This window comes from Kordiimonas lipolytica (assembly GCF_001550065.1).
This window is the reverse complement of sequence record NZ_LRUB01000011.1, coordinates 152,065-169,175: the sequence shown is the minus strand read 5'-3', so window position 1 is coordinate 169,175 and position 17,111 is coordinate 152,065. Positions and strand designations below refer to the sequence as shown.

15 protein-coding genes are annotated in these 17,111 nt (G+C 58.6%); 7 read left to right on the top strand and 8 right to left on the bottom strand.

Features of this window, described 5'->3' with window-relative positions; genetic code table 11:
* Positions 1-35 precede the first annotated feature (35 nt).
* Positions 36-1,094 carry a hemolysin family protein gene (locus tag KORM41_RS05340; protein WP_068145650.1) on the top strand — a complete coding sequence of 353 codons (1,059 nt, stop codon included), beginning with the start codon at positions 36-38 and terminating at the stop codon, positions 1,092-1,094.
* On the opposite strand, the gene KORM41_RS05335 is transcribed toward KORM41_RS05340, so the two are convergent.
* Positions 1,091-1,498: a GFA family protein gene (locus tag KORM41_RS05335; protein WP_068145648.1), complete on the bottom strand. Its 408-nt coding sequence runs from the start codon at positions 1,496-1,498 to the stop codon at positions 1,091-1,093. The two genes, KORM41_RS05340 and KORM41_RS05335, sit on opposite strands and share 4 nt — an antisense overlap.
* A gap of 266 nt (positions 1,499-1,764) precedes the next feature.
* Here KORM41_RS05335 and uvrA point away from each other — a divergent pair, with 266 nt between their 5' ends.
* Both uvrA and KORM41_RS05325 read left to right on the top strand, forming a co-directional pair.
* Positions 1,765-4,626 carry an excinuclease ABC subunit UvrA gene (gene uvrA / locus KORM41_RS05330; RefSeq protein ID WP_068145645.1) on the top strand — a complete coding sequence of 954 codons (2,862 nt, stop codon included), beginning with the start codon at positions 1,765-1,767 and terminating at the stop codon, positions 4,624-4,626.
* A gap of 141 nt (positions 4,627-4,767) precedes the next feature.
* Entirely contained in the window at positions 4,768-5,571 is an 804-nt protein-coding gene (locus KORM41_RS05325) for a substrate-binding periplasmic protein (protein ID WP_068145643.1), read from the top strand.
* Positions 5,572-5,590: 19 nt separating this feature from the next.
* On the opposite strand, the gene KORM41_RS05320 is transcribed toward KORM41_RS05325, so the two are convergent.
* Entirely contained in the window at positions 5,591-6,130 is a 540-nt protein-coding gene (locus tag KORM41_RS05320; protein WP_068145641.1) for a DUF924 family protein, read from the bottom strand.
* A gap of 18 nt (positions 6,131-6,148) precedes the next feature.
* Positions 6,149-7,294 (bottom strand): M28 family metallopeptidase, encoded by a 1,146-nt coding sequence (locus KORM41_RS05315; RefSeq protein WP_068145637.1) that lies wholly within the window; start codon positions 7,292-7,294, stop codon positions 6,149-6,151.
* A gap of 134 nt (positions 7,295-7,428) precedes the next feature.
* On the opposite strand from KORM41_RS05315, the gene trmFO reads away from it, so the two are divergent.
* The 3 genes from trmFO to KORM41_RS05300 all read left to right on the top strand — a co-directional run bounded on the left by trmFO (position 7,429) and on the right by KORM41_RS05300 (position 10,931).
* The gene (gene trmFO / locus KORM41_RS05310) at positions 7,429-8,763 is read left to right on the top strand and encodes a methylenetetrahydrofolate--tRNA-(uracil(54)-C(5))-methyltransferase (FADH(2)-oxidizing) TrmFO (RefSeq protein WP_068146123.1); all 1,335 of its coding nucleotides are present in this window, start codon (positions 7,429-7,431) and stop codon (positions 8,761-8,763) included.
* Between the two features lie 65 nt (positions 8,764-8,828).
* Complete coding sequence (locus KORM41_RS05305; protein WP_082719768.1) at positions 8,829-10,232, top strand: M28 family peptidase; 1,404 nt, start codon at positions 8,829-8,831, stop codon at positions 10,230-10,232.
* Positions 10,233-10,346: 114 nt separating this feature from the next.
* Entirely contained in the window at positions 10,347-10,931 is a 585-nt protein-coding gene (locus KORM41_RS05300) for a PAS domain-containing protein (RefSeq protein WP_068145634.1), read from the top strand.
* Positions 10,932-10,999: 68 nt separating this feature from the next.
* Here KORM41_RS05300 and KORM41_RS05295 read toward each other — a convergent pair whose 3' ends face one another.
* The 5 genes from KORM41_RS05295 to KORM41_RS05275 form a co-directional block, all read right to left on the bottom strand.
* Entirely contained in the window at positions 11,000-11,485 is a 486-nt protein-coding gene (locus KORM41_RS05295; protein ID WP_068145629.1) for a tetratricopeptide repeat protein, read from the bottom strand.
* 157 nt (positions 11,486-11,642) lie between these two features.
* Positions 11,643-12,971, bottom strand: coding sequence for an RsmB/NOP family class I SAM-dependent RNA methyltransferase (locus tag KORM41_RS05290; protein WP_068145626.1), 1,329 nt, complete (start codon positions 12,969-12,971; stop codon positions 11,643-11,645).
* A 12-nt stretch (positions 12,972-12,983) separates the two neighbouring features.
* The gene (gene guaB / locus KORM41_RS05285; RefSeq protein WP_068145623.1) at positions 12,984-14,453 is read right to left on the bottom strand and encodes an IMP dehydrogenase; all 1,470 of its coding nucleotides are present in this window, start codon (positions 14,451-14,453) and stop codon (positions 12,984-12,986) included.
* A 149-nt stretch (positions 14,454-14,602) separates the two neighbouring features.
* Complete coding sequence (locus KORM41_RS05280; RefSeq protein WP_068145621.1) at positions 14,603-15,316, bottom strand: RlmE family RNA methyltransferase; 714 nt, start codon at positions 15,314-15,316, stop codon at positions 14,603-14,605.
* Entirely contained in the window at positions 15,309-16,340 is a 1,032-nt protein-coding gene (locus tag KORM41_RS05275; protein ID WP_231727158.1) for a Ppx/GppA phosphatase family protein, read from the bottom strand. The genes KORM41_RS05280 and KORM41_RS05275 overlap by 8 nt, the downstream gene beginning before the upstream one ends.
* Positions 16,341-16,799: 459 nt before the next feature.
* Here KORM41_RS05275 and KORM41_RS05270 point away from each other — a divergent pair, with 459 nt between their 5' ends.
* Positions 16,800-16,985 carry a hypothetical protein gene (locus tag KORM41_RS05270; protein WP_068145619.1) on the top strand — a complete coding sequence of 62 codons (186 nt, stop codon included), beginning with the start codon at positions 16,800-16,802 and terminating at the stop codon, positions 16,983-16,985.
* Positions 16,986-17,111: the final 126 nt, after the last annotated feature.

Here is a 17,111-nt window from a genome sequence, read left to right as displayed (position 1 = left end):
AATCACGGGATTTTTTCGTATAAGCTGAACCGGATATGGCTCTACTTATTTTTTATCTCGTGTTGGCGATCTGCGTCTCGTTTCTCTGCTCCGTTGCGGAAGCGGTGCTGCTGTCTGTGCGGCCTGCGTATGTGGCGGCGCTCAGGAAAGGCGGCAAACGCGGCGCGGAGGACCTGACGACCCTACAGGCCAACCTGGACAAGCCGCTGGCGGCGATCCTGATCCTGAACACAATTGCCCACACAGTGGGCGCGGCCGGCGTGGGCGCACAGGCCGCTGTGGTGTTCGGCAACAGCTATATCGCAGTCACAAGTGCCGTGCTGACGCTGCTGATTCTTGTGCTGTCTGAAATCATCCCGAAAACGCTGGGCGCGACCTATTGGCAAAGCCTGGCGCCCACAACGGCCTTCTGCCTTGTATGGCTGACGCGGCTTTTACTGCCGCTTGTCTGGCTGTCTGAGAAGCTGACCCGCGCCATCGCCCGCAAGGACGAGCTGGCCACCACCTTCAGCCGCGATGAGATCGCCGCCATGGCGCAGATCGGCCATGAAGAAGGCCTCTTGGACAAGAAAGAGCAAAAGATCGTCGCCAACCTGATGCGGCTCCATAAACTGTCGGTGAAAGATATCATGTCGCCGCGCGCCGTGATGTTCAGCCAGCCGGCGGGCCAGACGGTGAAACAGTTTCTGGCGAACCACGCCGAAAACCCCTTCTCGCGCATCCCTGTCTACCGCGACCATACAGACGATATCTGCGGCTATGTGCTCAAGCAGGATCTGTTCATGGCAAGCGCCAAGGGCGAAAGCGATAAAACGCTTGAGGATTTCCGCCGCGACCTGCCGATGATGCCCGACACCCTGAAAGCCTCGCACGCCTTCAACCAACTGATGCACCAGCGCGGCCACATCATGCTGATTGTGGATGAATATGGCACCGCTGAAGGCCTTGTAACGCTTGAGGACGTGATAGAGACCATGATGGGCCTTGAAATCACGGACGAGCTGGACACGGTCGAAGACATGCAGGCCTTCGCCCGTCGCCAGTGGCACCAGCGCATGACCGCCCTGGGGATCGACCCCAAAGACTGGTCCTAGTCCTCAGCCTCATATTGCCGCGCACCCGGCACTGGCGGAATGGCCTGCCAGCGGCTGCGGGTGAAAATCTCAACGCTGATCTCGATCCCGCTTGTGTCATCCAGCGTGCCGGTGCTGATGGAAATCCTGTCCGGGTAGTCCCGCCCTTCCCACGTCATGGGCGTGCCGCAGTCCGCACAGAAGCGGCGAACCGCAATCTCACTGGCTTTGCCCTCGCCAGTTGGCGCGGAAATCCAGCGGAACTGGCCCCGGTCAACACTTGTGAAAGGCATAAAGGCCCCACCGGAGTTCTTCTGGCAGTCTCTGCAGTGGCAGTTGTTGGTCTCGCTGCCATCCAGGTTGATTTCATAGCGCACAGCGCCGCACAGGCAACCGCCGGTTCGCAAATCAGTTTTCGGGCTCATGATCGTCTCCTCGCTTATTTGTTCTTTTTTTGTTCTAATTCCACAACAGATGTCAAGACTGATAATGCCCTGCTATGCTTGACCTTTTCCGATTGCCACGGAATTGGCGCGGATATCCTGACAGTTTCTGACAGCAGGCTGGATTATGTTCTTTCTTTGTTCACACCATCATATTATTGTCAGGCGGCTTGACAGCACAGGCATCCAAGGGCCATTTGATGGCGTAAACAAGCGCACAAACACTAGTTCAGATTCAAGAGACCAGCATGCTCACAGAGATTTCCGTCCGCGGGGCCAGAGAACATAACCTGAAATCCGTGGATGTAGATATACCACGCGACAAACTGGTGGTGATCACCGGGCTGTCGGGCTCGGGCAAGTCGTCGCTTGCGTTCGATACCATCTATGCAGAGGGACAGCGCCGCTATGTGGAAAGCCTGTCGGCCTATGCGCGCCAGTTCCTGGAGCTGATGCAAAAGCCGGATGTGGACCATATCGAAGGCCTGTCGCCTGCGATCTCGATCGAGCAGAAGACAACATCCAAGAACCCGCGTTCCACCGTGGGCACGGTGACCGAGATTTACGACTATATGCGCCTTCTGTGGGCGCGCGTGGGCGTGCCCTACTCTCCAGCGACCGGCCTGCCGATTGAAAGCCAGACCGTTTCCCAGATGGTGGACCGCATCATGGCCATGGGAGAAGGCACCCGGCTGTACCTGCTGGCGCCCATCGTGCGCGGCCGCAAGGGTGAATACAAAAAGGAATTCGGCGAACTTCAAAAGCGCGGCTTCCAGCGCGTGAAGGTGGATGGTGAGTTCTATCTGATCGAAGAGGCCCCTACGCTCGACAAGAAATACAAGCACGACATTGATGTGGTGGTGGACCGCCTTGTGCTGAAGGAAGGGCTGGAGCAGCGCCTGGCTGACAGTGTCGAGACCGCGCTTGAGCTTTCGGACGGCCTGCTGGCCGTTGAGATCGCCGCGCGTGACGGTGAAGACGCCAGCCGCCAGCTGATGTCGGCCAAGTTTGCCTGCCCTGAAAGCGGCTTCACCATTGAAGAGATCGAACCACGGCTGTTTTCCTTCAACAACCCGTTCGGCGCCTGCCCAAGCTGTGACGGACTGGGCCAGAAGCTTTATTTCGACCCCGAACTGGTGGTGCCGGATCACAGCAAAACCATCCGGGACGGCGCACTGGCCCCTTGGGCCAACAAGGCCAACAACCCCTCGCCTTTCTATTTCCAGGCGCTGGATGCGGTGGCCCGGCACTATGGCATCTCCATCGACACGCCATGGTCCAAAGTGCCGGAAGACGCCCGTCAGGCCTTTCTTTACGGCACCGGCAAACAATCGGTGACCATCGTCTATGCTGACGGCAAGCGCCGGTTTGAGGTCAACAAGCCATTTGAGGGCGTGATCAACAACATTGAGCGCCGCTGGCGCGAGACAGACAGCAACTGGATGCGCGAGGAACTGTCGAAATATCAGGCCTCCACCACCTGTACGTCTTGTGAAGGCAAGCGTCTTAAGCCTGAAGCGCTGGCGGTAAAAATCGCGGACTGCACCATCGGTGACGTGACAGAGCTCTCTGTCCGCGGCGCGCATGACTGGTTCATGGACCTGCCTGAAAAGCTCACCGACAAACAAAATGCCATCGCCGAAAAGGTATTGAAGGAAATTCAGGAACGCCTTGGCTTCCTAAATAACGTGGGCCTGCAGTATCTGACGCTCAGCCGCTCGTCCGGCACGCTGTCGGGCGGTGAAAGCCAGCGTATCCGCCTGGCATCCCAGATCGGTTCCGGCCTTACCGGCGTCCTCTATGTGCTGGACGAGCCGTCGATCGGGCTGCATCAGCGCGACAATGACCGCCTCTTGGAAACGCTGAAGAACCTGCGCGATATCGGAAATACGGTGCTGGTGGTGGAGCATGACGAAGACGCCATCCGCACGGCAGACTATGTCATCGATATGGGCCCAGGCGCAGGCGAACACGGCGGCGCCATCGTGGCTGAAGGCACGCCTGACGAGGTCATGGCGTCAGAGAAGAGCCTCACCGGCCAATATCTGACCGGCAAACGGGCTGTTCCCATTCCGGCCATGCGCCGCCCCGGCCACAAGGGCAAGTTTCTGACGGTCAAGGGTGCCAGCGCCAACAACCTCAAGGATGTGGAGGGCTCCATCCCCTTAGGCACGCTCACCTGCATCACAGGTGTGTCGGGGTCTGGTAAGTCCACCTTCACCATTGAGACGCTTTATAAGGCCGTTGCGAAGCATCTGAACGGCTCGCGCACCATACCTGGCGCGCACGCTGCCATCGAAGGGCTGGAGCATCTGGACAAGATCGTTGATATCGACCAGTCGCCAATTGGCCGGACGCCGCGGTCGAACCCGGCCACCTATACCGGTGCCTTCGGCCCCATCCGCGACTGGTTCGCTGGCCTACCGGAAGCTGGCGCGCGCGGCTACAAGCCCGGTCGCTTCAGCTTCAACGTCAAAGGCGGTCGATGCGAGGCCTGCAAGGGCGACGGCATGATCAAGATTGAGATGCATTTCCTGCCGGATGTTTATGTGCAATGTGACCAGTGCAAGGGCCATCGCTACAACCGTGAAACTTTGGAAATCAAGTTTAAAGACAAGTCGATATCCGATGTTCTTGATATGACGGTTGAAGATGGCGTTGAGTTTTTCAAGGCGGTTCCCGCGATCCGCAACAAGCTTGAAATGCTGGACCGCGTTGGCCTTGGCTATATCAAGGTTGGTCAGCAGGCTACGACCCTCTCGGGCGGGGAAGCCCAACGGGTCAAGCTCGCGAAAGAGCTGTCGAAGCGCTCAACCGGCAAAACGCTCTATATCCTGGATGAGCCCACAACGGGCCTGCATTTTGAGGACGTCAGGAAGCTGATGGAAGTCCTGCAGGCACTGGTGGACCAAGGCAACACGGTGGTGGTGATTGAGCATAACCTGGAGGTTATCAAAACCGCCGACTGGATCATTGACCTGGGCCCTGAAGGCGGCGATGGCGGTGGTGAGATTATCGCCACCGGCACACCGGAAGACGTGGCAGGCGTGGCCCGCAGCTACACAGGGCAGTATCTTGCCCCCGTTTTGAAGCGTCAGGCAGCCGAATAGCGGTGCACCAGAGAAAATAAAATCTTTTGGATACGGGCGCATAGCAATTATACGCCCATGTTTACATCCTGAAGGTGGTATTTTACATCCAAATGCACTAGATAATCAAAATGTCATGATTATGTGCTACAAGGTTTTGTGATGCGTGCCTCCCCGACCATCCATGCCCTTTGGGTTCTGTTTGCCGCTATTTGCCTGTCACCCTCAGTGACAGCGCAATCCCCTTCCCTCCATCCAAAGCTGATTGAGATCGCCACACGCGAAAATCTCCCGCCCTATGTGGTGGGTGGTGCAGCACATGGCATCGAAATTGATCTGGTAAGGGCCATATTCGACTATAGCGACTATGAACCCGTCTTTATCCAGCAACCGCGGGTCAGGATGATCACTGCCTTTGAAAGCGGCCAGATAAACGGCATCCTCACACAGCATGTGCTGGCCTCCAACATTGGATGCTCCACCGATTGGTACATCGCCCACCAGAATGTGGCGCTGACGCTGGCCTCCAGGAACCTGACGATCGAAGGCCTGGATGACCTTAAAGGCCTGTCTGTCCTTTCCTTTTCTGGGGCAACCCGATATCTGGGGCCTGAATTTCAGGAAGCCGTCACCCAAACCAAGCGCTATACCGAGTCAGGCGACCAGAGCAAACATATCCAGCTTCTGTACAAGGGCCGTTTTGACACCGTCGTTGGTGACAGGTGGATTCTCGCGCTGGCCCAAAAGAGCCAATTCACGGAAACCGGCGAGTATCTTGAGCTGAAACGCCACCCAATCATGAAGCCATCGCTTTATGTCGCCCGGTTCCATGACCAGAAAATCTGCGACGCGTTCAACCTGGGGCTAAGGCGCCTGCGCGCGGATGGCACCTATGCTGAAATCTGGAACGGTTACCGGCAAAGCCTGGCGGTCATGAACGACCGCGACGGCGACCTTCCACAATAACGCGCAGACACCGCAAGCCTCAGAAGCTGCTGCCCGGCTCTTTCAGGAACTCTTCCTCTTCCTCTGTGCTGACGCGGCCAAGGATGGCGTTCCTGTGCGGATAGCGGCCAAAACGCTTGATGATTGCCTTGTGTCGGCGTTCAAAATCCAGTTGTTCCTCAAGGCCAGGCTCTGAAAACAGGCGCACGGCTTCATGGTGCACATGCAGGCTTTCGCTGTGCATATGCGGCATATAGAGGAAAGCGCGCTCGTCCCCGCTCAATCCCTGGCCCGCGCCCGCCCGCACCGCTTCCTGGCTTAACGCCAGCGCCATGCCGTCCGTTGCGAAGGCGCGCGGCGTATCACGGAACATGTTGCGCGGGAACTGGTCCAGCAGGATGATTTCAGCAAGGCGTCCGCGCGGGCGGTCCCGCCAATGGGCGAATTCCCCCAGCGCCGCCTTTTCAAAAGTGTGCAGGAACCGGCGACGGATCAGTTCATCAAAGTCTTTCGATTTTTTCCACCAGGCAACTTCGCCAGCCTCCGTGAACCAGAAATACAGGATATCTTCTGCGCGCATAGCCCCTCTCCCTTACTGTCAGCGTTTAGGAAGCGTGCGGATCACGGCTTCGCCAAAGCGCACGGCATCCTCGACAATCGCCATATCCACATGATAGGCCTTGTCTTCCTGCGTATGGATGTGGGGCATCAGGCCTTCGTCGTCATAGGCCGCCACCGTCAGGCTTGAAATGCCGTCGCGCGCGAACCAGACGCTGTCAAAATCGCCCACATGATGCTTGGCCGCCGTCACATGGCCGTACCGCTTGTCAATCTTGGTTACGGCTGCAGCCGCGCGGGCAAGCGGGCCGTCATAATAAACCGGCGTGAAGCCGCCGCTTTGAGTGACATAGGAAAGGTTCCCATAGCCCACAGTATCGAAATTCAGCACATGGGTTTCGCGCTGTTTCAGCTCATCCCTGTGCTGCCGCCAATAATGTTGCGCCCCCAGCATGCCGGCCTCCTCACCGCTTGTTACCACCAGCCGAACCTCTGTGTCCGGCGGCATGGTCTTCCAGAGGCGCGAAGCCACTTCGGTCGCGGCAGCAACGCCGGTCAGGTTGTCGTTGGCGCCGGGCGTATAGCCAAAGCGCCAAAAATCGATACTGGCCACAACCGCCTGCCCAAGGAGCAGCACTGCGACAATCCATCCGGCCCAATTGGGCAGCGTGACATCCTGCGTGCCCATCGCCGGGATCAGCGCCCCAAGCCCAACGATAAAGGTCCCCATATAGACCGACAGCTTGAAATGCCTCACCTGCTCCGGCCTGTAGGCATAAGACGACGGTGCGCTATCGAGATGCGCCATCAGGATAACAAGCCTGTTCCCCGCGCCTTTGGAGGCTGAGACGTTGGCCGTGACGGTCCGCGCGCCCCACCATATGAGCGGGCTGACGCGCCAGTCGAAATACAGAAGGTGGCTGAGGAAAAACAGGATGCCCGCCGCCAGCATGAAAGCAGGCGCCCAGGGCGACAAAAGCACCACAGCGGCCTGCCCTATGGCAATCATCCAGAAAAAGGGCAGATAGCTGCGCGGGCACTTGAAGCCTTCATCCGTGATATCCACGCCATATTCGCCGGTCAGCTCGGCTATCAGCGCCTCGCGTGCTTCCATCTCGTCTTCGCTGCCACAGCCCCTGTGCGGCCATTCGCTCAGCTTTTCAAAAATCTCGCGTGCTTTCAGCACCCTTGTCCCCCTGAAATGATATCTCGTGCCACCTTTTTCCCTTACAAAATGGGGCCAAGTCCAGTAAATAAGCCCGCAAGTGAAGACACAGGCGCGGCAGCAAAATAGGGCCGCCCATGAAAAGGTATGGTGTGATGGCAAACGAGTTTAAGGAAATCCACATTGTAGGCGGCGGGCTTGCGGGCTCTGAAGCCGCATGGCAGGCAGCCCAGCAAGGCGTGCCGGTGGTGCTGCATGAAATGCGCCCGGTCCGAAAAACAGACGCCCACCACACCGATCATCTTGCGGAACTTGTATGCTCAAACAGCTTCCGGTCTGACGACTATGAAAATAACGCCGTTGGGCTGCTGCATGAGGAAATGCGGCGCATGGACAGCCTGATCATGCAGGCCGCGGCGAAACACAAGGTACCGGCGGGTTCCGCCCTTGCGGTTGACCGCGACGGCTTTTCCGAGGAAGTCACCAAAACGCTTGAGGCGCACCCGCTGATCACCATCGAACGCGGTGAGATCGAAGGACTGCCGCCCCAGGAGTGGGACAATGTGATCGTGGCCACCGGCCCGCTGACAAGCCCAGCGCTTTCAAAGGCGGTGCTTGAGCTGTGCGGTGAAGATGCCCTCGCCTTCTTCGACGCCATCGCGCCGATCATCTACAAGGAAAGCATTGATTTCGGCACCGCCTGGTTCCAAAGCCGCTACGACAAGGGCGACGGCGCGGACTATATCAACCTGCCGATGACCAAAGCCCAATATGAAGAGTTCGTCCATGACCTGAATACCGGTGAAAAGACCGATTTCAAGGAATGGGAGAAAGACACGCCCTACTTTGAAGGCTGCATGCCGATTGAGGTGATGGCCGAACGCGGCCCGGAAACATTGCGCTTCGGCCCGATGAAGCCTGTGGGGCTGACCTGCCCACACTGGGACGAGAAGCCCTATGCTGTTGTGCAGCTCAGGCAGGACAACAAGCTGGGGACCCTCTACAACATGGTGGGCTTCCAGACGAAGCTGAAATATGCCGAGCAAACGCGCATCTTCAAGAAGATCCCGGGGCTTGAGAACGCCCAGTTCGCGCGCCTTGGCGGCCTGCACCGGAACACGTTCCTCAACAGCCCCAAGGTGCTGGACGGCCTGATGCGCATGAAGGCGGATACACGCCTCAGATTCGCGGGGCAAATTACCGGCGTGGAAGGCTATGTGGAATCAGCAGCGATGGGCCTGATGGCAGGCCGGATGGCCGCAACAGAGCGCAAGGGCGGCACGCCGACGCCACCACCAGCCACCACAGCTTTCGGCGCGTTGATCAGCCACATCACAGGCGGCGCGGACGCCAAGACCTTCCAGCCGATGAATGTAAACTTCGGCCTGTTCCCGCCACTTGAAGGACGGGTTCACAGGAAAGAACGCAAATCGGCCATGAGCCGCCGCGCACTGGATGAGCTCACCTCATGGATAAGTGAACTCAGCTAACTTGACCGTGGGGCGTTTTCGCCCCACTCTGCGCCCCGCAACAAAACCAGTTTTAAGGGGCAGCGATGAACAAGCATATGTTTCTGAAGGCCGCCACAGGGGTGGCCTTTCTTTTATCCGCATCAACCGCGCTGAAGGCCGAAACCATCCCGGTGTCGGAAGATACGCGCGCGACAGCAGCCATGCTGCGCGACAAGGCACTTGAGAGCGAGACGGCCTACACCATCCTCGAAAGCCTGACCACCGAAGTTGGCCCCCGTCTGGGCGGCAGCGAAAAGGAGGCCGAGGCCGCACGCTGGGCCGTTGCCAAGCTGAAGGCGCTAGGGTTCGACAAGGTCTATATGGAGCCGGTAACCGTCGCCAAATGGGAGCGCCTGTCTGAAAGCGCCTCTGTCGTGGCACCCTACACCCAGCCGCTGCATATCACGGCGCTTGGCAAATCCGCCGCAACGCCAGAGGGCGGCGTCACGGCTGAAATCGTCCATATCCCGACCTATGAAGCCCTTCTGGAAGCTGACGCAGCGGACATCGAAGGCAAGATCGTCTTTATCTCGAACCGCATGGAACGCTTCAAGACCGGCGCGGGCTATGGCCCTGCTGTGCAGGCGCGGGGCAAAGGCGCCTCTGAAGCAGCGCGCAAGGGCGCCAAGGCCATCATTATCCGCTCCATCGGCACAGACAGCCACCGTCTGCCGCACACCGGCGGCGTGAACTATGACGCGGACGCGCCAAGGATTGCAGCAGCGGCGCTGTCGAACCCGGACGCAGACCTGCTGGAGCGTATGCTTGAGCGCGGCAAGCCCATCAGCATCCACCTGGATGTGCAAACCAAAGAGCATGGCGACGTAACCATGCACAATGTGATCGGCGAGATTACAGGCCGGGAAAAACCGGATGAGGTTGTCCTGATGGGCAGCCATCTGGACAGTTGGGACCTTGGCACCGGCGCGATTGACGACGGGGCCGGCGTGGCCATCACCGTGGCTGCCGCTGATATGATCCAGAACCTGACGAAAGAGCGCCCGCGCCGCACGCTGCGTGTTGTGCTGTTCGCTTCCGAAGAACTCGGCCTCATCGGCGCCAAACAATATGCCGACGCCCACAAGGATGACGTGGCAAACCATGCGATTGGGGCAGAATCAGACTTTGGCGCAGGCCCTGTGTGGGCGCTGGCGTCCAACGTCAGCACCGATTCCCTGCATGTTGTGGACACCATGGCGCAACTGATGCAGCCGCTAGGGGTTGTGCGCCACGGCCGCAAAGCCGGTGGCGGGCCTGACGTGGGCCAGATGGTGAAGCTGGGCATGCCGGGCATGGACCTGATGCAGGACGGCACGGATTATTTTGACCTGCACCACACGGCGGACGATACGCTTGATAAGGTTGACCCGGCAGCCTTGAAGCAAAATCTGGCTGCGTGGGTGGTCTTCGCCTATATCGCAGCAGAATGGCCTGGCGACTTCCGCTAAGCAGCGACCATTGCAGTATCAAAGGAGCGGCCCACCGGTCGCTCCTTTTTCTATACGCACCTCCTATTTCTTGCTAGCCTGTGCCTATATCCAACCTTTGATACGGGGAGATATATGCACACGCCACCGTCTGACTGGCCACAGTTGAGCGAAAAGCTTCAGGCTTTCTATAGCGTCTGGCAGGACCTGCGCGGCACAGGCGGCACAGACATCCCCCTCCGGCGCGACCTCAGCATGTCAAGGCTGGGGCGGCTGGCTTCCTCTCTGACCATATTTGAATTTACCGGACCGGGTGACATGCGCGTGAAAGTGAGCGGCACAGAGATGGACGCACATTTTGGCCGGAACCTGAGTGGCAAAAGGGTCGTTGACATCGTCGGCGAAAAAGCAGCCCAGCCCATGATACGCTTCAACGAATCCCTGACACGCCACCCCTGTGGCGGGTATGTGCGCGACAAGATGCATGTGGAAGGGGGTGGCCGGATCGACGCCACATATCTCACGCTACCGCTCAGGAATGCGGCAGGAGACCTTGTCCAATGTGCATCCCTTTGTGACGCCGGGCGCCAGGGCTTTGCCCTCGCCCCCAGCAAAAGGGCTGTCAGCTTCGATTACCAGCAGTTCGGCGGCGCGCAGCACCTTGACATAGGGTTAGGCGTGCCGGACTTTGCCTTCACACTTAAAAAGCGAAGCCGCTGAGCACGAAAAAGGGCGCCGCACGGCGCCCGTTTCGCATTCATTCGCCGGAACGGGCTTAACCTTCCGGCTCAGCCCTCCTTTTGGGCCATAGACGCATCTGCGTGGTTAGCGTGATAGTCCTCAAGGGCTGCGGTCACGCTTGTAAGCGCGTCACAGCCCTTCAGGCAGAGCCGCGCAAGCTTTTCACGGTTGTTTTCTGCCCGGTCGGCCATATCGCGCTTCAGGAACGCCAGGGCCTGGGCTTCAAGCGCCATCTTGTGGTTTGGTTCAACCTCAAGCGCCCGGCGATAGTATTTCAGGCCCCGGCCCGTCAGGCCCTGGGCCTCTGCCACCTGGCCAAGGCCAACAAGGGCAGCCACATTGGCCGGGTCTGCCACCAGGGCGCGCTCGAACAACAGTCGCGCATCAGTTGCCTTATCCGCGCGCAGTGCCACAGTGGCCTGGGCCACAAGTTCACGCGACAGGGATTGGTGTTTATCACTTGTCTGGGCTGCAGCCGGCAGTGCCATCATGGCGCCGAGGCCTATTGCCAGGAGAAGATTGGATTTACGCATACCATGCCTCTTTTTGTTCTTCTTGCCACCATAACCGCATTTTTAAGCAGTTTTTGCAACAAGAGATGAACGGTGTTTGCCTCGCGCCAAACCGTGCAAAGGTCGCGAGCAGGCCCACGCCAGTTTACCCCCGCAAACCCAAATATTTGGTAAAGGCCTAAACCTGCCGCTCAAGAATGGCCAGGAAGAAGCCGTCTGTGTCGTGCGCATGCGGCGCAAGCTGCAGGAATTCAGGGTTCAGGGCCAATGTTTCAGGCGCATCCCCTGGCAGGCTTTCAGCCCATTGGGTGTGGTAATCAACCACTTTCCACGCCCCCTTCGGCTGGCCGTCAAGGAAAGCTGCCACCACATCCTCATTTTCTTCCGGCAGGACAGAGCATGTCATGTAAACAAGCCTGCCCCCTGCTCGCACCAATTTGGCGCCTTCTGCCAGCAATTTGCCCTGCAGCGCCGTCTGCGCCTTTAGGCTGTCGGCGTCAAAGCGCCAGCGTTGGTCCGGGCTGCGGCGCCAGGTGCCGGTGCCGGTGCACGGCGCGTCGACCACCACCCGGTCCATTTTGCCTTCCATTGGCCCGAATGCAATTTCACGCCCCGCGCCCTCAGCCGCAATCAGATGCACCTGGATATTGCGTGCGCCCGCGCGCTGCATACGCTTCTTCAGGCTCGAGAGCCGTTTGGGCGAAATATCAAAAGCGTGGATCTGGCCGCGGTTTTCCATCTCTGCTGCCATGGCGAGCGTTTTACCGCCAGCCCCCGCGCACAGATCCGTCAGCTGCATGCCAGGCGCCGCCGCCACAAGGCTTGAAGCAATCTGTGCCGCCTCGTCCTGTATCTCGATCAAGCCATCGGAAAAGGCTTTGTGCGCGCCCAGATTAATCGGCCCAGTTGCGCGATAACCAAGACAGGAAAGTTTATTTTTTTCAAATAGTTCTGATTCATTCTTAAGAATTTGATCAAAACTCTTGCCGCTGGCTTTCAGGCTGTTGACGCGAATGTCCAGCGGCGCGGTTTCATTGAGGCTGGCGCCCGCGATAGCCAACTGCTTGCCGAACCTGCGCTCCAGCCCGGGCAAGGCCCAATCCGGCAGGTTATAGCTGGCCTCAACTGGCGCATCGTGCCAATCCAGTCGCTTCAGCTTGCGCAGGAAATCCTCTTCCTCTTCATGCAGCCGTGTGGGGGCGAAGGGATTCTCCTCCCCGAAATAGCGGAAGCTGTCAGGCTCATGGCGCGCTAGATTCACCAGCATCATGTTGCGGGCTGTCGGCGCAGCGCCCAATAGCTTGAGCGCCCACAGGTAAAGCCCCCTCGCCCGCAGGATGCCATAGACATAGTCAGAGATCGCGCGCTTGTCCTTCGAGCCCGCATAACGCCGGGCACGGAAAAATTTCGTGACAAGCACATCGGCCGGCGCGCCTTTTGACGCCATTTTCTCCTCAATATCAGAGAGAAGCTCAATGGCGGCGGAAAGGCGCGCTGCGGGCTGCATCAGATATGCTGCTTATTTAGCTGGATAGTTCGGGGATTCACGCGTGATCGTCACATCATGCACGTGGCTCTCCTTCAGCCCCGAGTTGGTGATGCGAACGAACTGCGCTTTTTCGTGCATTTCCGGAATGGTCTTCGACCCGGTATAGCCCATGGAAGCCCGAAGGCCACCCACCAGCTGGTGCAGAACGGCTGCGGACGGGCCTTTATAAGGCACCTGGCCTTCAACGCCTTCCGGCACAAGCTTCAGCGTGTCTTTCACGTCATCCTGGAAGTAACGGTCGGCAGAACCGCGCGCCATAGCGCCCACGCTGCCCATACCGCGGTAAGCCTTGTAGGACCGGCCCTGGTAAAGGAACACTTCGCCCGGCGCTTCTTCGGTACCAGCCAGCAACGAGCCAACCATACAGGCGTTCGCACCAGCGGCGATCGCCTTGGCAACGTCGCCGGATGTGCGCAGGCCGCCGTCGGCGATAATCGGAATGCCTTGGGCGGAAGCCACTTTGGCAACATCGGATACGGCTGTCAGCTGAGGCACACCCACACCCGCCACGATCCGCGTGGTACAGATGGAGCCTGGGCCGATACCAACCTTGATACAGTCAGCGCCCGCATCGATCAGCGCTTTGGCCGCCTCAGCAGTCGCCACGTTACCGGCCACAAGCTGCACGTTACCGAAAGCTTTCTTGATCTTGGCAACCTGCTCGATCACGCGCATAGAGTGGCCGTGGGCCGTATCAAGCACGATCAGGTCGCATTCCGCGTCTGCCAGCATGCCGGCACGCTCAAAGCCCTTGTCGCCAACTGTGGTCGCAGCAGCCACGCGCAGGCGGCCCTTGCTGTCCTTGGCGGCGTTCGGATTGGCGACCGCCTTTTCAAGGTCTTTCACAGTAATAAGGCCGACACAGCGGTAAGCATCATCAACCACGATCAGTTTTTCAATGCGGTGCTGGTGGAACAGGCGCTTGGCTTCCTCGAAGGATACGCCTTCGTTTACCGTCACCACGTCGCGGGTCATCAGCTCGGAGACCGGCTGATCCATGTTGGTTGCAAAGCGCACATCCCGGTTTGTCAGGATACCAACCAGCTTCTTCGGGCCAACAGAGCCATTGCGCTCAACCACAGGAATGCCGCTGATTTTATGCTGGGTCATCAGGCCCATGGCTGCGGCCAGGGTCTCATCCGGGTGCATTGTCACCGGGTTCACCACCATGCCGCTCTCGAATTTCTTCACCTGGCGGACCATTTCGGCCTGCTCTTCCTCGGTCATATTCCGGTGCAGCACACCAACACCGCCCGCCTGCGCCATGGCAATCGCCATCGGGGCTTCGGTTACGGTATCCATTGCCGCGGACAGAAGCGGCAGGTTGAGTTCAATCGATTTGGTGATCTTGGTGCGAACGTCCACCTGGGCTGGCATTACATCACTGGCTGCCGGTACAAGGAGAACATCATCAAAAGTAAGGCCGAGGCGAATATCCATTAGGGCGATCCTGCTTTCACTGTGGGCGCTTTTCGCGCGCTTTGGGGGCAGATTTCTGCCCCGGCGGATTAAGATATTCGCCGTTCAATACCCCGAAGGCCGCCCAAAAATCAACGCTAAACTTCGTCGCAGGTAAAACTAAGCCGAAACTATTCGGATTCCGCCTCTTTTCGGCCCTTGAAGCCCGTCGCCACCACGAACCATTCCTTGGAATCCTGACGGCTTGACGGTGGCTTGGCGTGCTTGACGCTGGTGAAATGCTTATTCAGGGCCTGCATCAGGTCATTATCCGCCCCGCCCTGCAGCACCTTGGCGACAAAAGTGCCGCCTGGCGCCAGGACCTTGACCGCAAAATCAAGCGCGGCTTCACAAAGCGCCATGGTGCGGATCTGATCCGTCTGCCGGTGCCCGGTGGCCGAGTTGGCCATGTCCGACAGCACAAGATCAGCCGGACCTTCAAGCGCATCCATCAGGCGCTTTTCTGCGTCTTCGGCAAGGAAATCCATCACCCAAATGTCCGCACCTTGGATGGGCTCCACTTCCTGAAGGTCGATGCCGATAATCTGCGCGTCGTCCGGCAGCTCTTCGGTCAGTACTTGTGTCCAGCCGCCAGGCGCACAGCCAAGGTCGATCACACGCTTGACACCCTTGAACAGATTATAGCGCTCCGCCAGTTCCTTGATTTTGAAGGCCGCGCGGGAGCGATAGCCAAGACGCTGTGCTTCAGCCACATAGGGGTCATTCAGCTGCCGCTGCAGCCACCGGGTGGAGGAATTCTTGCGGCCACGCGCTGTTTTCACGCGTACCTTGGCGCCGCGCGCCCGGCTCCGGGTGTTTGATTGCTTGTTCCAGCCGCTAGCCATTCTTCTCTACCTTCTTCTGTGTCCTGTCGCCGCCATGATAAAGCGGGCGTGCCCGCCTTGGCGGCTGCTCCATCTGCATCAGGCCGCGCAGAATGCCTTCACGGATGCCGCGGTCGGCAACACGCAGGCTTGGCACTTTCCACATCCCGAGGATGGCCTCAAGGATAGCACAGCCCGCTACAACAAGGTCAGCCCTTTCCGGGCCGATGCACACCTGTGCCGCCCGTTCATCGTGCGTCATGGTCGCCACACGGCGCGACAGCCCGTGAATATCCTGCGATTTCATCCAGGCGCCGTCCACCTTTTCGCGGATATAGCGCGGCAGGTTGAGGTGCAGGCTGGCAAGCGTCGTTACGGTGCCTGAGGTTCCCAGGAACTGGGTCTTGCGTTTCCGGACCACGCTTGAGACCTGATGCGCGTCTTCAAACGCCTGCAGGTGATCCACCACCAGCTTAACCATCTTGTCGTAATGTTCGATCGGCAGGGTTTCGCCTGGACGGCCAAAGCTTTCCGACAGGTTCACCACCCCCCAGGGAATGGACATCCAGCCGGAAATCTCGGTGCGCTGGCCGGGGTGCACCCGCACCCAGATAAGCTCGGTCGATCCGCCGCCGATATCGAACACCAGGGCGTTCCTATTGCCGGGCGCGATCAGCGACTGACAGCCCATAACCGCAAGGCGCGCCTCTTCGCCCGCGGAGATTACATCCAGGTTGATGCCGGTCTCGCGCTTGACGCGGGCAATGAATTCATCGGAATTTTCAGCCACGCGGCAGGCTTCCGTTGCCACATGCCGCATGCAGGTGACGCCCCGGCGCGCGATCTTTTCGGCGCACACCTTCAGGGCCTCAATCGTGCGGTCCATCGCTTCGTCTGAAAGTTTGTTGTTGGAGGACACCCCCTCGCCAAGCCGGACGATACGGGAAAAGGCGTCTATCACGCGGAAACCGCCCCGCGTTGGGCGCGCAATCAACAGCCGACAATTGTTGGTGCCAAGATCAATGGCACTATAAACACCGCGCAACGGTCGGTCAGACTGCTGGCGGACAGGCCTTTTAGCCGATGTTGAGTTATGCTGCTTTGCGGGAGCAGACGGCTGCACGGCGGAACGCTGCGTTCTCTCCTGCGCCTTGTCTTGCCCTTTTGCACAGCGCTTGCGGCGGCGGGGGCGGCGTTTTCTGCCGGAATTCTTCTGTTGGTGCTCAGCCTGGCCTCCCGAATCTGGAGTGCCTGGCCCTGCCCCGGCCCCTTGGGCCTGTGGGTCTAACGACATACTTTTTCTCTTGTTATCTTTTTTGTCGCAGCCGACCGTTTTATGGTCTTTCAGTCGTGCTGCTCACTTGCCTTATGTTTAGCACCAGGCCGCGCGACAGCGCAATAAATTTCAGATGTAACCAATCCTGTAATTTATTTTTGTTCTATTTTTGTTCTTGACGTGCGCGTCGCGTCATCATAAAAGAACAAAATAAGAACGGAGGACACAATGCCTGGTTTTGAACATCTGATTATTCTTCTGCTGTTTATTCTGATTGGTGGGCTCGGCATGGCCGCGATGCAGGACGGTGCATCGGTGATGTGGCGTTTTCTTTCCAAGAAACTGCCAAAGGCCCCTCGCCCGCGCGTACAGCCGCAATCCCGTATTCCTGACCCGCTGTTTTTCCAGCGCTGAGGCAGACTGCCATAGAAAAACCGCCTGCGTATTCCACGAGGCGGCTTCCCAGAAAATTGATTTTCAGTGTGACTTAATAAGAGGCGCGGCGAACAAACCACAATGTGGCTGAAACACCGCGCCTAA